This window comes from Paenibacillus sp. GM1FR, from assembly GCF_002803315.1.
In the GTDB taxonomy this organism is placed as follows: Bacteria; Bacillota; Bacilli; order Paenibacillales; family Paenibacillaceae; genus Paenibacillus; species Paenibacillus amylolyticus.
Window position 1 is genome coordinate 1 of record NZ_MKZL01000024.1, and the last position, 15,362, is coordinate 15,362.

Below are 15,362 nucleotides of genomic sequence, written 5' to 3' on the forward strand. Positions count from 1 at the left end.
GAGTGAAAGTGACAAATAACACTGAGCCTGAACAGCCCTGCTGTCAGGCTAGCGTCTTTAGGCGCAGTTTGGCAACAGGGGGTTATACCCCAAGAGCAAACCACCCGTTGGACGGGTGGTCCTGATTAACGTTACTACAATATAGATAGGATGTACCGTGCCGTGCATAGACAAATAGCCGGAAGGAGCGATGCAGCTGCATAGGTTCCTCCCGGCTTCTTGGCCGTGCTTCTATTCAGTTTGCAGGATCGAACCCATGCCCTGATCCGTTAATCAGGTTAGTATAGTCGATTCCTTGCGCCCTCTGAGTTCTTGATAACGGGCGATTACATTCTGATGAACGGGATGTTCGTCGGGAATTCCCATGCGTTCACGGATGAAGGCGGAGACGCCATCTTCGCGAATCATGTGTTGTAGCTTCATGGCTTCCTCGTCGCGTTTGTCATTAAACAGCATTGCGGCCGCCATAGCAGAAGTTAAATGAGGAATTTCAATTCCGAATTCACTGGCCTGCAGCGCTGGGCGAACAAGCCGATCATGAGGCGAAAGCTTGCGAAGGGGGGAACGTCCGACCCGGGTGACCTGATCCGTCAGGTTGGGATTGGCGAAGCGTTCCAGTATGGTGTCGATATATTTGTTATGCTTCTGAGCGTTGAATCCGTGCTTCTGGATAAGCATCTGACCGGTCTCTTCCATAACATGGCGCACTTTGGCCCGAAGGGTGGAATTACTCATCACCTGGCGGATCGTCTTGAATCCTTCGAGATAGCCGAAGTATGCGGCGACACAATGGCCTGTATTGACCGTAAACATTTTACGCTCGATATAAGGTTCAAGCGAATCCACATAGTGGACGCCATCTATTTTCTTAAATCCATCCAGAAGTGCTGGACGATGAACGACCCATTCGTAAAAAGGTTCAACAGTGACCTGCAGCGGGTCTTTGTGGTTTTGAGCCGGAACAATCCGGTCCACAGCTGCATTGGGGAAAGAAACATAACGTTCGGCTTTTTTGCGAGTTTGTTCATCCAGAAACGGATAGATGCGTTTCTTCAACCTGGTGCTACCACCGATGGCATTTTCGCAAGCGATAATATGCAGTGGAGCCTGATTATTGTTTTTCATGCGAAGTTGAATGCCTTTGGCGATCGGTTCGGCGATATCTCCGAGTGCAGATACCCCCACCGCGGTTGTGATCACATCGGCTGAAGCGATCTCTTCAGCAACGAGATTCTGCTCATTCACATTGATAGCCGTCACGTTGTTGACAATCGTAGTGTCCTGATCTCTATTGGCAAGTGTAATCGGATATTCCTGCCTCTCTTGAAGCATGGAGATTTTCTTCGGGTTACGTGCGACAAAGCAGACTTCGTAGTCGGAAGCGGACAACATATGACCGATAAAACCGCGGCCTATATTGCCCGCACCAAAATGTACAGCTTTCATGTGTGAACTCCCCCTTTAAGGATTGAATCGCGAAATTCGTGCAGACCTTAGACGGTAGTGACGAGTGGCTTCGAAATCAAATCATTAAATGTAAGGTCGGTCAAGCAAGATAACCGTTGGTGAGGCATATCGAATTCCAGTGTTCCTGTGATGGTATTCGAGATGACTACGCAGTGCATACCAGCCGCAGCAGCTGCACGCGCGCCGTTAGGTGAATCCTCAATCGCTACGGCTTCGTCTGCAGTTACTCCAAGGGCTTCAAGCGCTTGAATATAGAGTTCCGGGTCAGGCTTCACATTTGCAACATCATCTGCCGTACGAATAACTTCAAAATAATCTTTCAGTTTCAGTTGTTCCAGATGTTGTTCAACCCACTCCCGTTTGGAGCTGGATGCTACAGCCAGTTTCAGTCCGGCTTCACGTGCTTGTTCAAGATATTCCTGAATACCAGGACGCACCTTTTCTTTGTTCATCAATGCAGCGTGCTGCAACTGAACGGATTCCCTGAACTCTTCCCGATCGATCGGAAGATTCAAATCTGTGATGAGGTACTCATACGGATTAAATGTTTTCAGACTGGTACCGATGCATTGTGAATACATCTCCAGGGTTAAATCTACGCCGTGTTCCTTGTAAGCATCACGAAAAGCAATATACCATGCTGTCTCTGTATCAATAATCGTTCCGTCGAAATCAAACACCAGTGCCTTAATCATAAATTTGTTCCTCCTGTTTCAGAATTAGTTTGGGGATAAAATAAAAAAATGAAAATTTTCTGCAAATTCATTCCCTGTATTCATTAACCTGCGGGATATTAGTTGACGCAATAAACCGAAAAAAATTAATATTAATTTGGGAAAAAATATGCGTTTGAAGCTAATAAAACCGTAACATAGGACAAACCGAAGGGTCAAGCGCGTCATGATTGTTTACATTGAAAATTTTCACGTGTATGATTTGTTTTCAGAAAATGATGAACGTTGCAAACCGTTAACCCTTTTGCATGTAAGCGGTGTACTGAATAAACTGTTTTTACAGCTCAAAAAAATAAAAATTTTTTTATGAAAATTGGATAGTCTGGCCGTTCAACAGCTTTCGACACTTTTATAATAGAAGAAATGGAGCTGAATTTATTGGATTTTATTAGCTTTACGCCAGATCAGGCCCTGTGGGAGAATGGAAGAAAGATTCTGAAAGTATATGGAGTAAGGGAGGAAGACAAGCATGTTGCAAAAGGACCGTTTCAATGGCTGCTTCATCGGGCTTGCAGCGGGTGATGCGTTGGGAACTACCGTGGAATTCAGCAGCCCGGGCACATTTGAACCCGTAACGGATATCGTGGGTGGAGGTGTATTTGGGCTGGAGGCAGGGCAGTGGACAGATGATACATCCATGGCTCTGTGTCTGGCAGAAAGTTTGGTACGTAAAGCAGACTTTGATCCTGCGGATCAGATGCGCAGATACACCAATTGGTACAAGGTCGGGTATATGAGCAGCACAGGCGATTGCTTCGATATCGGCGGGGCCACACGAAGTGCCTTGGAGAGGTTTGAGATAACTGGAGAAGCCTACAGCGGATCAACTGACCCGATGACGGCGGGCAATGGCTCTATCATGAGGCTTGCACCTGTCGCGATGGCTTATGCTAATCAACCAAACGAGGCGGTTCGTTATGCCGGGCTGAGCTCCCGGACAACACATGCTGCAACGGAAAGTGTGGAAGCATGTGAAGTGCTGGCCGCCATAATTGTTGCCGGTCTGCGCGGAGCGAACAAGAGCGTCATGTTGATGCCGGAGACATGCAGACAGTGGAGGGAAGAACCTACTTTTTCGCCCGCTATTGAAGAGGTTGTTATGGGTTCCTATCAGAGCAAAGAACCGCCGGAAATTAAGGGCAGTGGTTATGTGGTTCGTTCACTTGAGGCAGCACTATGGGCGTTCTATAAGTCCTCAAGTTTTGGGGAAGGCGCGTTGTTAGCTGTTAATCTGGGTGATGATGCGGATACCACGGGTGCGGTGTACGGACAAATCGCAGGTGCTTATTATGGACTGAGTGGTATTCCGGCACACTGGCGGGACAAGCTGGCCATGCGTGGAACGTTCGAACAACTAACAGATGCCTTGTGGTTGAAGGCGATAGAAAATCGTTGATAAAGAGACAGACAGGAGAAAAGAACATCTATGAGCACGACTGGACACACAGTACAACCACAGGTTTCACCGTCAGGTAAACGAGGGGCGTTTCCAATATCCCTGTTATGCCTGACGATAGGGGCTTTTGCGATTGGTATGACTGAATTTATTATTATGGGCTTACTGCCTAATGTAGCAACAGACCTGAATGTAAGTATTCCGCAGGCAGGACAACTCATTACGGGATATGCACTTGGTGTAGCGGTAGGTGCGCCGATATTGACCGTATTTACACACAAGATTCCGCAGAAAAAACTGCTGGTGCTGCTGATGTGCATTTTCATTATCGGTAACGCATTGTCTGTCATTGCTCCCACCTATGGGTTGTTAATCTCGGCACGGATCTTAACGGCATTTGCCCATGGTACGTTCCTTGGTGTAGGTTCAATCATGGCGACGCGGCTTGTTGCGCCCGAGAGAAGGGCAGGAGCGGTATCGGTTGTTCTCGCGGGGCTAACGATTGCCAACATTATTGGCGTTCCGTTTGGTACGTTTATCGGGCAACAGCTTGGATGGCGGTCATCTTTCGGGGCGATTACGATCTTGGGCATCATTTCGTTGATTGGTATCATTCGTTTCATTCCCGTCCTCCCGCAAGGAGCACCAGCGAACCTCGGACAGCAATTTCGGAATCTGGTTCGTCCACAAGTGTTGCTGGTTCTGCTTATTGGGGCGTTGGGGTGCGGAAGTTTGTTTACAGTCTTCACCTATATTACGCCGATGCTTGTGGATATCAGCGGCTTTGCAGAGCAAAGTGTGACCTGGATTCTGGTGTTGTTTGGCTTCGGTGTAACCTTGGGCAATTTGGTTGGCGGCCGTCTGGCAGACTGGAAGCTGATGCCTTCGTTAATCGTCAACTTTGGGATCTTAGCTGTTCTGTTAGCTGCACTTACGATTACACTAGAGAATCCTTATCTCGCGGTAATCACCATATTCTTCTGGGGTGTAGCCGCGTTTGGTATTATGCCGGGACTTCAGATTCGGATTATGAATATGACCCGCGAAGCGCCGCTGCTGGCGACAACCTCAAGTCATTCGGCATTTAACCTGGGAAATGCCGCTGGTGCCTATATGGGTGGGTATGCAATTACGCATACAGGACTTATCTCAGTGCCTTTGTATGCCGCAGTAATTGCTGCACTGGGTTTGTTGGGTTTGTTCATCAGTCTGTTGATGAAAGACAGACTGGCTTCACCCGAGGGTGCAGAGGTAGTTAATCCAGTATCCGTACACTAAACAGATGTCAAGCAAGCCTCAGCCATCCTGTGTAACCAGGGGCTGAGGCTTTTTGGGCATGATGTTTTAATAGATTTCAAGCTCATTGATTCGCACATAGGTTGGCTGATGCGAAGGACCTTTACTCGCTACGACACGGATCTTGGAGGTACTGACCGCTGAAAATGTGTGTGAACGCGTTAACTCTTGATTGCCTGTAATCTGTACAAGATTCACCCAATTTGAGCCATTCCAGTATTGCAGCTCATAATTGGCAAGCGGGTATCCCTGTGTGGTATACAGATCAATTCGCTGGATTGAACTCGATGCCGGCAAATCAATGACGACATATTGGGGAAGTGAGGAATTACGGTTATTGGCCCAGCTATAACTTTCCCCCAAGGCCGTGTTACGATCCCCGTCATTGATTCGGGCTGCTGAATACCCGGGATAGGTGGAAGTTACCGTTATGGCAGCATTTCGTGCCAGGTTCTGTCCGGTTCCCGGATTGGTAGGGGTTTTCACCAGATTCACCAAATTCCAGCGCAGCTCGAAGAGTTTGAAGGACTTATTAAATACAGCTCCTTCTCCTTTGACGAGAGCATCAATCTTTAGAGACATGGTACTGGGCACATTATTGCTGCTTGTCCATTTCCCTGTGCCTTCAATGCCGGCAAAAACACTTACCTCAAGTATTTTTTTGCCGGCAATTTTCAGACCGACTTCCGCTTTGGCTCCTGCCCAAGCAGTGATCTGTCCTTCAATTTTATGGGTTACCGTAAGATATCTGTTCACACTGCTGTAAGGCTGGATCTTCACGGGAATAAAGACACGTGTTTTCCCTTTGACTCCCGCGGTAACCGTGTATCCCTGATCGACCTGAAATTCAAAGGTGACGTTGCCGTCAATACCGATGACCAGAAAAACGCCGACAGATACGGCTCCGAGATTGCCAGCACCAATGTTGAAGCCCATGATTGGAACTTTGACCTCTTTTTTGAACTTGGCATCACCTTTGATATAGATGTTGGCTTTCTCACCAGCAGTAAATTTCAGATCATATTTTCCCCAAAATCCGTATTTCCCCGTAACTTTGGGTGCAATCAAGGTGAGCTTGCCACCTGCTTCAACGAACACTTTGTTACCGTTTGCATTTTGTTGATTTACAAGTACCTTCTTGAAATCACAGACAAACTCATTGCCGGATTTTTTGCAATTGGCAAAATCACCTGCTCCAGCAGCACGAATCACATCATTCAGATCCGTTGAATTAATATCAGTTAATTCCGTGGAGTTTATTTCATTCAGATCCATATCATTTGTATCATTCATGTCCATGGAGTTCACATCATTCAGATCCATGGGTGCGATATCCGTGGAAGCGATATCCATTGTTTCCGCATCCGCAACCATGTCCGTATTTGCATCCAAATCATTTTGAATCGTGTTGTCGATGTTGAACTGTCGCATTTCAGCATCGTCAGTTATATCGGTCTCTAACAAGGAAGGGGTTTCCTGAACAAGCCATTCCTTGCTATCCAATACCATCTCAGGATCAGGCATGACGATATTGCGCTCTTCGAACGAGACCTCCTGCTCGGGAATATCATAGTAATCGAACAATTCCTCCACACCCGGAGTGGTGTAATCTACCCGCATACCACCAGAGCTTCTATTGACGCTTGTAACTTTGATAGCCCGGGCAGAGGACTGATCGAGAAAGATCTGACCAGGAGCTAGGTTATTACCGATCTGGGCAGCCTCTTGGGTGCTAAGTTCTATAGAACCTTTCTCTTCCACCGTTTCAAAGACGGCATTTACCACGGGAAGTCTCTTCACCATGGAAGCAGGCATGGGTTGGGTCGGTTTTAACTGATAATCGACTTGCTCGAATTGACCTGAAGAAGAAATGGGATTGCTAATAGCCAGTCCATCTTCGGAGATGTTAAATGAGATTCGAAAATATGCTTCTGAAACTGGAGCATTCACATTGGTCTTGCCTGCCCAGATCCAGCGTGCACTGGTCTCCTCAGGCATGCCACTAATCTGTTTCCAAGGATCACTGCCATACCGTCCGAAGTCAGTAGCACGTGACCATGACGAATCATCGAAATTGGGTTGCTCCCAACCTTCGATATATCGTTCAGATACTTTCCAGTTGAAATCCGTAACCAGATTCTCATCCCCGTAGCTAAGGTCTGCCAGCAGTCCCGCATAGAGGCCTATATCCTTCGCTTGAACTGCAATCACATTGATGCCAGATTGAATCGGCACAGGGAACGTATAGGCTTTGGCCCAGTCGGTGCCTTTTCCCGTCTGTCTGCCGTTTATAAAAAGTGTGAATTCATCATCTGCGGTTATGGATATTTTTCCTTCATTGTTAGATGCAGCATAGACATTGGATGGCCATAACCCCACAAGTAAAGGCAGCAATAATGTAATAACCAGGAATGAAGCCCATGCTTTTTTGATCGAAAAGCGTACATTGAACATCATCATTTTCCTCCCAGAAAATAAAGTAGTTGCAAAAGATATTGGTGGCCGAAACGTTGAAACTTTTGCGTAAGCATATCTCAGAAGAAAAATATTATGAATCTATTGAAATTGTTCATAGACACCCCCCTATGGAAGCTATAATAAGGTAAAATATTCAATTTAACAACAGTATTTTACAATTTTTAATTATGATTCGAAAATAAAGAAGAAAGAAGAAAAACTCTGATGCTATAAGATCATTGAATTGAATCGCTAGAAATGAAAATATTGTTGCAAAAAATGGATAAATAAGTTTAAATATACTATATAAGTAATTCTATGTCGGGAAAACAGAGTAAAATCTACATGTTTCAGTGTTTTTCTGAAGGGAAGGGAGGTGATCTAACTCGTTTGTTGTAAGGGCTTTCAATATTGGGTTGAGAGGAAGCTTGCTTCACCGCGTTAGAAAAAAGTTGAACTTCAGCATCAAGCGTAATCCAGTGAAACTTCGAGAAACGCATACTTAAGTTTGACAAAATTGAGAGGAGAAATTGAGATGAAAAAACGTATTACAATCCTTTTAAGTCTTTCGATGATCGTTGCCATGATTGCCCCAACAATGGCTTTTGCTACGGATTCCAGCGAGGTTGGTGCTCAGAACACAACGTATGAATCTATGAATGTATCCGGCAATGACGCAAACAATGCGCTTGCTAATACTCCGGTGGTGCCGGCACCACCGGGTTTTGATGGCTATCGAAACAATATTCCGCACGGAAATACCAATCTGATATCCTATTACTCCACAACGGTGGGCAATACACGGAAAGCGACCGTGTATACACCGCCAGGATATTCTCCGAATAAAAAGTATAACGTCTTGTATCTCCTGCACGGCATCGGCGGGGATGAGCATGAGTGGGTCAATGCAATGAAACCCAAGAACATTTTGGACAACCTGTATTCTGAAGGTAAGTTGTCCCAGATGATCGTTGTCATGCCGAATGGCCGTGCCATGAAGGACGACCGTCCAGTCGGTGACATTTTTGCTCCGGACAAAGTGGCTGCGTTTGAACGGTTTGAGCAAGACCTGCTCAAGGATCTGATTCCTCATATCGAGGCCAATTATCCGGTGTACAAAGACAAGAATAGTCGTGCGCTAGCCGGACTGTCCATGGGTGGTGGGCAGTCGCTTAACTTCGGATTGAAAAATCTGAATACCTTCGCTTGGGTAGGGGCCTTCTCGGCTGCACCGAATACGCAATCTGTATCACAGCTGGTTTCCAACCCGGGACAAGTAGCCAGCCAACTCAAATTGTTGTGGATCTCCTGTGGATCAAGTGACGGTCTGTTATGGGTCAGCCAGAACTTCAAAAACGGCTTGAGCAGCATGAATATTCCGCATACCTTTTATCTGGATGTAGGTGGACACGAACCATCTGTCTGGAACAGTGGACTGTATCAGTTCTCTCAACGCATTTTCAAATAACTTAATTTGAATTAGCTTCTTGAAGCAATCGACAGGAGAAACAGGAATTCATATCGATATGTAGCCTCAGTTCTGTTCTGCACAGGGCTGGGGCTTTATGTTGGTTAGTGTGCGAATATGACATGATGAATGAGAGAGAATATGTTAGCATGAAGGAAGCAGATCCACATGGAGCGGGTAGTTAATTACATAGGTAGATACATGAAGGAGAGAAATAGGATGTTCTATTACAAAGGTGCATTCCGGGAAACGGACAATGTGATTTATTTCAAAAGTGAGGTTACCTTAACGGAGAACGATGTCGTTATATTTGGGGAGAAAACATATTTTATCGAAAGTGTGGAAAAAGAATTTCTCCTGCTTCAGCGGGTGGGCTCCATTGTTTCTGTGAGTCTGTGAAATCTTCGCAAGATCATCCCCTTTTTCAAGTGTACGTGCACTTCTGGGCCTCTGCCTACATACAATAGATCGACCCTGTTCCCACATGTGCTCAGGCCAGATCGTTGTAAAACTGCAGGAGGTGTCATCTGTGCCCGGATTGTTTACCGCAATTGCTCTATTCATTAAAGAGTTAACGTTACTCGTCTCGTATGTCAAAAATAATGCGTTCCCCCAGCCACTGGCTGAGGGTGATGAAGCCAAACATTTACGCCTTATGGCTGAAGGCAATGCCCACTCTCGCAATCTGCTCATTGAACACAATCTGCGCCTCGTCGCGCATATCGTCAAGAAGTTCGACAATACGGGTGAAGATCAGGAAGACCTGATTTCCATCGGAACCATTGGTTTGATCAAAGCCATCGAAAGTTTTCAACAAGGCAAAGGTACAAAGCTTGCCACATTTGCGGCGAGATGTATTGAAAACGAGATACTTATGCATCTGCGTTCTCTGAAGAAAACACGCAAAGATGTATCCCTGCACGACCCTATCGGTACGGATAAAGAAGGCAATGAAATTACATTAATCGATATCCTTGGCACAGAAGCTGATGATGTTGTAGATCGGGTACAGCTCAAGATTGAAAAAAGCAAAATTTATCGCAATCTAGACATCCTGGATGATCGGGAGAAGGAAGTTGTAATCGGTCGATTTGGCCTGGAGGCAGGCGGGGAGGAACGAACTCAACGCGAAATTGCGAAGGAACTGGGCATCTCACGTTCTTATGTATCACGGATTGAGAAGCGGGCGTTAATGAAGCTGTATCATGAGTTTTATAAGCAAAAGTAGTTGTTGAACAGACCAGAGGGCGCCTTTATCGGGAGCCCTTTTTACTGTGAAGATACTTAAAACTGGATCTAACTAGTATTAATTATTTGGGATTATGACCTAAATAAAGGAATTTCCATTCCCGTTGAAGAATATCTTGTACACAGACCAATTTAATATATAAGGAGTACATCATAATGAAGCAGCTTTTTCAAAAGATTCCACTGTGGTATTTGTTAATCTGTATCATTGGGATGATTATGATCGTTTATAACATGTTCCAATCGTATTCAAGTGTTCTTAACTATATTGCGCTATCGATGATTAGTGTTGCAAATGCTATTCGAATTTGGAAAAACGAACGTTCATTAGCAATTACCTTTTTAGTCGTTGCCGCTCTATGCTTGGCTTATATTTTAGTATACTTCTATAGATATGTATAATCAGCATGACATGGCATGAGAATAACAACAAAGGAATATACATAGGCTGATGATAGTATGGATTGGATGCAACTTAAGATTAATAAAAGCCAAGGGCATGAAATAGGAGCATATGAAGTGGTCACCTTTTACAAAGGTGGCCTCTTTGCTGTGCAAAAAAATATATAAAAGAGGGATATGTATTCTGGGCAGATTATTATATGATGAGTAATAATATTTTACATCGTAGAGAGCATTTGCAGAAAGAGAGTGGTGGTTGATCATGCAGCAAGAAACGTTAACAAGGGGATTAAAGAACAGGCATGTGCAGTTGATGGCGATCGGAGGTGCGATCGGTACAGGGCTGTTTCTCGGAGCAGGCAAAACGATCCAGCTAACAGGGCCATCCATCTTGCTGGCCTACATTATTACGGGTGTTGTGTTGTTCCTGATCATGCGTGCATTGGGGGAGCTGCTGTTAAGCAACTTGCAGTATCATTCCTTTGTCGATTTTGTGCGTGATTACCTGGGAAATATGGCGGCATTTATTACAGGCTGGACCTATTGGTTCTGCTGGATCTCCATTGCCATGGCTGATATTACGGCAGTTGGATTGTATACACAGTTTTGGTTTCCAAATGTACCTCAATGGATGCCAGGGTTAATTGCGCTGGTCATTTTGCTAATCATGAACTTGGCAACGGTCAAGTTGTTCGGGGAGATGGAATTCTGGTTTGCCCTGATTAAAGTCGTGGCTATTCTGGCACTTATTGTTGTAGGTTTATATATGATCTTCAAAGGTTTTACGACGGATCAGGGTCCAGCAAGTTTCACCAATCTGTGGAGTCATGGGGGATGGTTCCCGAATGGAATGCATGGATTCATCATATCGTTCCAGATGGTGGTGTTCGCCTTTGTAGGCATGGAACTGGTGGGACTCACAGCAGGGGAAACGGAGAACCCGGAGAAGGTTATTCCGAGAGCCATTAACCAGATTCCGATCCGAGTACTGCTCTTCTATGTTGGCGCACTGCTGATTATTATGAGTATTTATCCGTGGAACGCCATTGTGCCTACTGAAAGTCCGTTTGTACAAGTGTTTGCCGCTGTAGGTATTGCAGCCGCAGCAGGTATTGTGAACTTCGTGGTACTGACTTCCGCAGCGTCAGCGTGTAACAGTGCCATTTTCAGTACAAGCCGTATGGTGTTCTCCATGGCAAAGGATCACAACGCACCTGAATCATTTGCAAGACTGAACAAGAGGAAAGTCCCTTCCAACGCGCTGTTTTTCTCCACGATTGTTATTTTGATTGCAATTGTTCTGAACTATATCATGCCAGAAGGCGTATTTACGCTGATCACGAGCGTGTCGACCGTGTGTTTCATCTTTGTATGGGGCATCATGGTCATCTGTCATCTCAGATATCGTCGTACTCAGCCGGAACTGGCGAGTCGCAGCCGCTTCAAACTGCCACTATATCCGTTTTCGAACTACTTGATCCTGGCATTCCTGGCGTTTGTGCTAGTGGTATTGGCATTGGCCGATGACACGCGTGTGGCACTGTTTGTCACGCCGGTGTGGTTTATTCTTGTTGCGGGGATCTACCTTTTTAAAAAGAAAAATTTGAGCAGTAACAGACAGTAGGTCTTACCATCGTTGCCAAATAAATAGCCGCCCAATGATATTGGGTGGCTATTCGTATTTAAATTCTTGCAGCCTCTTTGCCTTCACGAATGCTCGCGTAGATGGCATCACAGATATCGGTGGTATACTGGCCCGACATCCCTTCAAGTGCCGTGTTGGTGAATGCTGCAACACTAAGTTCTTCTTTTGGATCAACAAACCAGGAATGGCCGTAAGTTCCACCCATTCGCCACGTACCCGGGGATTCCGGTGTACCAGCTGTGACAGGATCTTTAAGTACGGTAAAACCAAGGCCAAACCCTCTGCCTGGCCAGTATGGCATCACGAGATCCCCGATTTGATTGGTGGACATCTCAGTCGCAACGGCTTCTGTAAGGAGAGGCTGTCCTCCTTGTCGCAATGCTTCAAGTAAAGTAAGAAAATCTCCGGTACTTCCAACCATACCCGCTCCGCCTGATAAGTAAGCAGAAGTATGATTCGCACGATTGGGTGACAGTCGGAAGCCAGCAGTACCCTCAATAAAAGGAATCAGCTCCAACTCCTTATGAAGGAGACGTGGTTCTTCAGAACCATTAGCATATGCGGTTGTCAATCGTTCCGAATCCACCGCAACAAAGTCAGTGTCGGTCATGTGGAGTGGATGAGTAACCAGCGTTTGGACAGCTTCTCGTAGTGACATCCCAGTTACCTTTTCGATAAGGGCACCAAGTACATCTGTCGCAATGGAATATCTCCACATGTTGCCTGGCTCATACAGAAGAGGAGCAGAAGCCAGTCTTTGCAGATTCTCCTCCAGACTAATTTCAGACCAATCCATTCCGTCCGATACTCCTGCAAGCTCATAGGTTCCCTGATCTTCTTGGAAGAAACGGTATGTCAAGCCTGCGGTGTGTGTCATCAACTGATGTACTGATATTAAAACGTCCTGACCATTGGCAAGTTTAGGCCGGAATGCAGGAAGCCAGCGGGTCACCGGTTCATGGAGACTCAGCTTTCCTTGTGAGATTAATGCCAGAGCTGCTGTCGAGACAATAGGTTTGGTTACGGAAGCAAGTCGAAACAGAGCGTTTTCCGACATGCTGCGCTTTTGCTCCCTGTCCGCGAAACCAGCAGCCCGGCTGTATATCAGTTCCCCTCTTAAAGCAACTTGTACAACTGTTCCTACGATTCTTTTTTCGCTTAGAGCGCGGTCAATGGCTTCATCCACATAATTATGCAATGTCGTCATGTCTTTTTTTCTCATGCTTATCTTCCTCTCACCAACTGATGTATTTGATTTCTCGTGATAACTGTGTTTATTATATAAATGATTGATCTTGTATTACATGGTTTGTTAAAGGCATTATAATGAATTAGCGAATATACTTAAGGTAATTTCTGAATATATCTTATGTATTTAAAGGAGTGGATTACATGGACGAAATAGATCAGCATATTCTGTATCACTTGGAGAATCACGCGAGATTATCCATGACCGAACTAGGCAAATTGGTGGGGTTATCTCAGCCCGCCGTTACTGAACGAGTCAAACGAATGGAAGAAAAGGGGGTTATCGAGGAATATCGAACCGTGATCTCCCCATCCAAATTGGGCAAGCAGAGCACAGCCTATGTTCTTTTTCGTACGCGGGATTGTTATCCTTTCCTGGATTTCTGTCGTGCGTCCCCTGAAGTTGTGGAGTGTTATCGGATAAGCGGAGAGTACAATTACTTGCTGAAAATCCTCACAGATACCATTCAGGGACTCGAGGAGTTTCAGAACAAGTGTGATCCGTACGGTACTTACATGACTTTAATCACCATGTCTTCTCCAATTGCACATAAGAATCTCGTGGAAGGACCAAATCTGTTGGCACAGGCAGAATAAGATTCTGGTCTTTAAAATGAAAAACAGAAGAGGAGTCCACATCAATTGAACTCCTCTTTCCTCCTGCATGTAACTCATGCAAAATGCCTTCCTGTTAATTTGCTCTGGTAAATCCATATTTATAAGCACGCATAGCTACAAGCAACGCAGGAATGAGCAAGATAAACAGTGCCCCAGAAAGGTATCCTGCTCCAAATAGCTCAAGAAGGATGCCCCCGATAATGCCTCCTCCGCCAATCGCCAGATTCCATGCTGTAACCAGCATCGATTGGGCGACATCTGTGCTTTTGCCTCCGGCTTGAGCGATGGCAGTTTGTAACAGTGTGGCAGCCCCGCCAAACGTAAGTCCCCAGATCATGACGCCAAGGATAATAATCATAGGTTGATGAGTAGCGATTCCCATCGCGACAGAGGCCAGAGCGAATGATGCCAAGCTAATGATAACCAATCTCCTCAAAAATCGGTCAATGAGCATGCCGGTTAACCAAATTCCAACAATGGAAGTAATACCGAAAATGAGCAAAATCAAGTCTACTCTGTTAGCAAATACGGTCTGGACAAGGTAGGGAGAAATATAGGTATATAGGATGTTATGCGCAAGCATCCAGGCCAGAACAACAAACAGAATAGGCCTAACTCCCGGAATTAAAAACACCTTATGCAGTGGAAGACGTTCACCAGCTGGCTCTCCGGCAAAATCCGGCATTCTCCAGAGAACCCATACGATTAAAGCTACGGTCAGAAGAGATACAATCGCGAAGATGAGGCGCCAGCCGATATAAGAACTGAGAAAACTACCGATTGGAACACCAAGAGCTAGTGCCACGGGTGTGCCGACCATAGCCACAGCCATGGCTTTACCTTTTAACGAATCCGGGACCATTCGACGAGCATAACCAGCTGTCATGCCCCATAACACACCCGCAGAGACTCCCGCCATGAAACGAGCAGCAAGTGTAAGGATATAATCTGACGATAAGGCGGTAACGGTGTTAAAGACAAGAAAACCACTAATGCATACTAACAGTAGAGGTCGGCGTCTCCATCCGCGTGTAGCAGCAGTCAATGGAATGGCAGCAACAAGTGATCCAATGGCATAAAGAGTCACCAACTGTCCTGTGAGGGCTTCTGTGATCCCCAAGTCTTTTGCGATTTGCGGCAGCAGTCCCGCAGGCAAGCTTTCAGTGAGGATGCAAATAAATCCCGCCATGGCTAATGCAAGAAGCCCAGCCCACGGAAGGCGTTCTGAAGATATGGAAGGTAGCTCCCTTTGCTTTGGGAGGGATGTGTTAATGGCCATGAATAAAAACCTCTTTTCTTATCGTTTAATCCTATCCAGAACTATGCATATAAGCTTATCTAAAAAAAATAAACTTTTGCATACAGGATTAAAGGTAAAAAGGA

At 45.6% G+C, this 15,362-nt stretch carries 12 protein-coding genes; 7 read left to right on the plus strand and 5 right to left on the minus strand.

The window, feature by feature from the left end; translation table 11 throughout:
• Positions 1-273: 273 nt before the first annotated feature.
• Complete coding sequence (locus tag PAEAM_RS18475; RefSeq protein WP_100528524.1) at positions 274-1,446, minus strand: mannitol-1-phosphate 5-dehydrogenase; 1,173 nt, start codon at positions 1,444-1,446, stop codon at positions 274-276.
• A 47-nt stretch (positions 1,447-1,493) separates the two neighbouring features.
• Positions 1,494-2,162: an HAD family hydrolase gene (locus PAEAM_RS18480; RefSeq protein ID WP_100528525.1), complete on the minus strand. Its 669-nt coding sequence runs from the start codon at positions 2,160-2,162 to the stop codon at positions 1,494-1,496.
• Positions 2,163-2,670: 508 nt separating this feature from the next.
• Here PAEAM_RS18480 and PAEAM_RS18485 point away from each other — a divergent pair.
• Both PAEAM_RS18485 and PAEAM_RS18490 read left to right on the plus strand, forming a co-directional pair.
• On the plus strand, positions 2,671-3,597 hold the full coding sequence (locus tag PAEAM_RS18485) for an ADP-ribosylglycohydrolase family protein (RefSeq protein ID WP_100528526.1): 927 nt from the start codon (positions 2,671-2,673) through the stop codon (positions 3,595-3,597).
• 30 nt (positions 3,598-3,627) lie between these two features.
• Positions 3,628-4,875, plus strand: coding sequence for an MFS transporter (locus tag PAEAM_RS18490; RefSeq protein ID WP_100528527.1), 1,248 nt, complete (start codon positions 3,628-3,630; stop codon positions 4,873-4,875).
• A 66-nt stretch (positions 4,876-4,941) separates the two neighbouring features.
• On the opposite strand, the gene PAEAM_RS18495 is transcribed toward PAEAM_RS18490, so the two are convergent.
• The gene (locus tag PAEAM_RS18495) at positions 4,942-7,353 is read right to left on the minus strand and encodes a galactose-binding domain-containing protein (RefSeq protein ID WP_133120458.1); all 2,412 of its coding nucleotides are present in this window, start codon (positions 7,351-7,353) and stop codon (positions 4,942-4,944) included.
• Between the two features lie 652 nt (positions 7,354-8,005).
• Here PAEAM_RS18495 and PAEAM_RS18500 point away from each other — a divergent pair.
• From PAEAM_RS18500 to PAEAM_RS18520, 4 genes are all read left to right on the plus strand, one after another.
• On the plus strand, positions 8,006-8,818 hold the full coding sequence (locus tag PAEAM_RS18500; RefSeq protein WP_370511457.1) for an alpha/beta hydrolase: 813 nt from the start codon (positions 8,006-8,008) through the stop codon (positions 8,816-8,818).
• 219 nt (positions 8,819-9,037) lie between these two features.
• Complete coding sequence (locus tag PAEAM_RS18505; RefSeq protein ID WP_100528529.1) at positions 9,038-9,217, plus strand: hypothetical protein; 180 nt, start codon at positions 9,038-9,040, stop codon at positions 9,215-9,217.
• 130 nt (positions 9,218-9,347) lie between these two features.
• Positions 9,348-10,046 carry an RNA polymerase sporulation sigma factor SigK gene (gene sigK / locus PAEAM_RS18510; RefSeq protein WP_017687130.1) on the plus strand — a complete coding sequence of 233 codons (699 nt, stop codon included), beginning with the start codon at positions 9,348-9,350 and terminating at the stop codon, positions 10,044-10,046.
• A 684-nt stretch (positions 10,047-10,730) separates the two neighbouring features.
• Entirely contained in the window at positions 10,731-12,092 is a 1,362-nt protein-coding gene (locus PAEAM_RS18520) for an amino acid permease (RefSeq protein ID WP_100528531.1), read from the plus strand.
• 58 nt (positions 12,093-12,150) lie between these two features.
• On the opposite strand, the gene PAEAM_RS18525 is transcribed toward PAEAM_RS18520, so the two are convergent.
• On the minus strand, positions 12,151-13,335 hold the full coding sequence (locus PAEAM_RS18525; RefSeq protein ID WP_100528532.1) for a serine hydrolase domain-containing protein: 1,185 nt from the start codon (positions 13,333-13,335) through the stop codon (positions 12,151-12,153).
• 170 nt (positions 13,336-13,505) lie between these two features.
• On the opposite strand from PAEAM_RS18525, the gene PAEAM_RS18530 reads away from it, so the two are divergent.
• Entirely contained in the window at positions 13,506-13,958 is a 453-nt protein-coding gene (locus PAEAM_RS18530) for an Lrp/AsnC family transcriptional regulator (RefSeq protein ID WP_100528533.1), read from the plus strand.
• Positions 13,959-14,052: 94 nt separating this feature from the next.
• On the opposite strand, the gene PAEAM_RS18535 is transcribed toward PAEAM_RS18530, so the two are convergent.
• Positions 14,053-15,258: an MFS transporter gene (locus PAEAM_RS18535; RefSeq protein WP_100528534.1), complete on the minus strand. Its 1,206-nt coding sequence runs from the start codon at positions 15,256-15,258 to the stop codon at positions 14,053-14,055.
• Positions 15,259-15,362 lie beyond the last annotated feature (104 nt).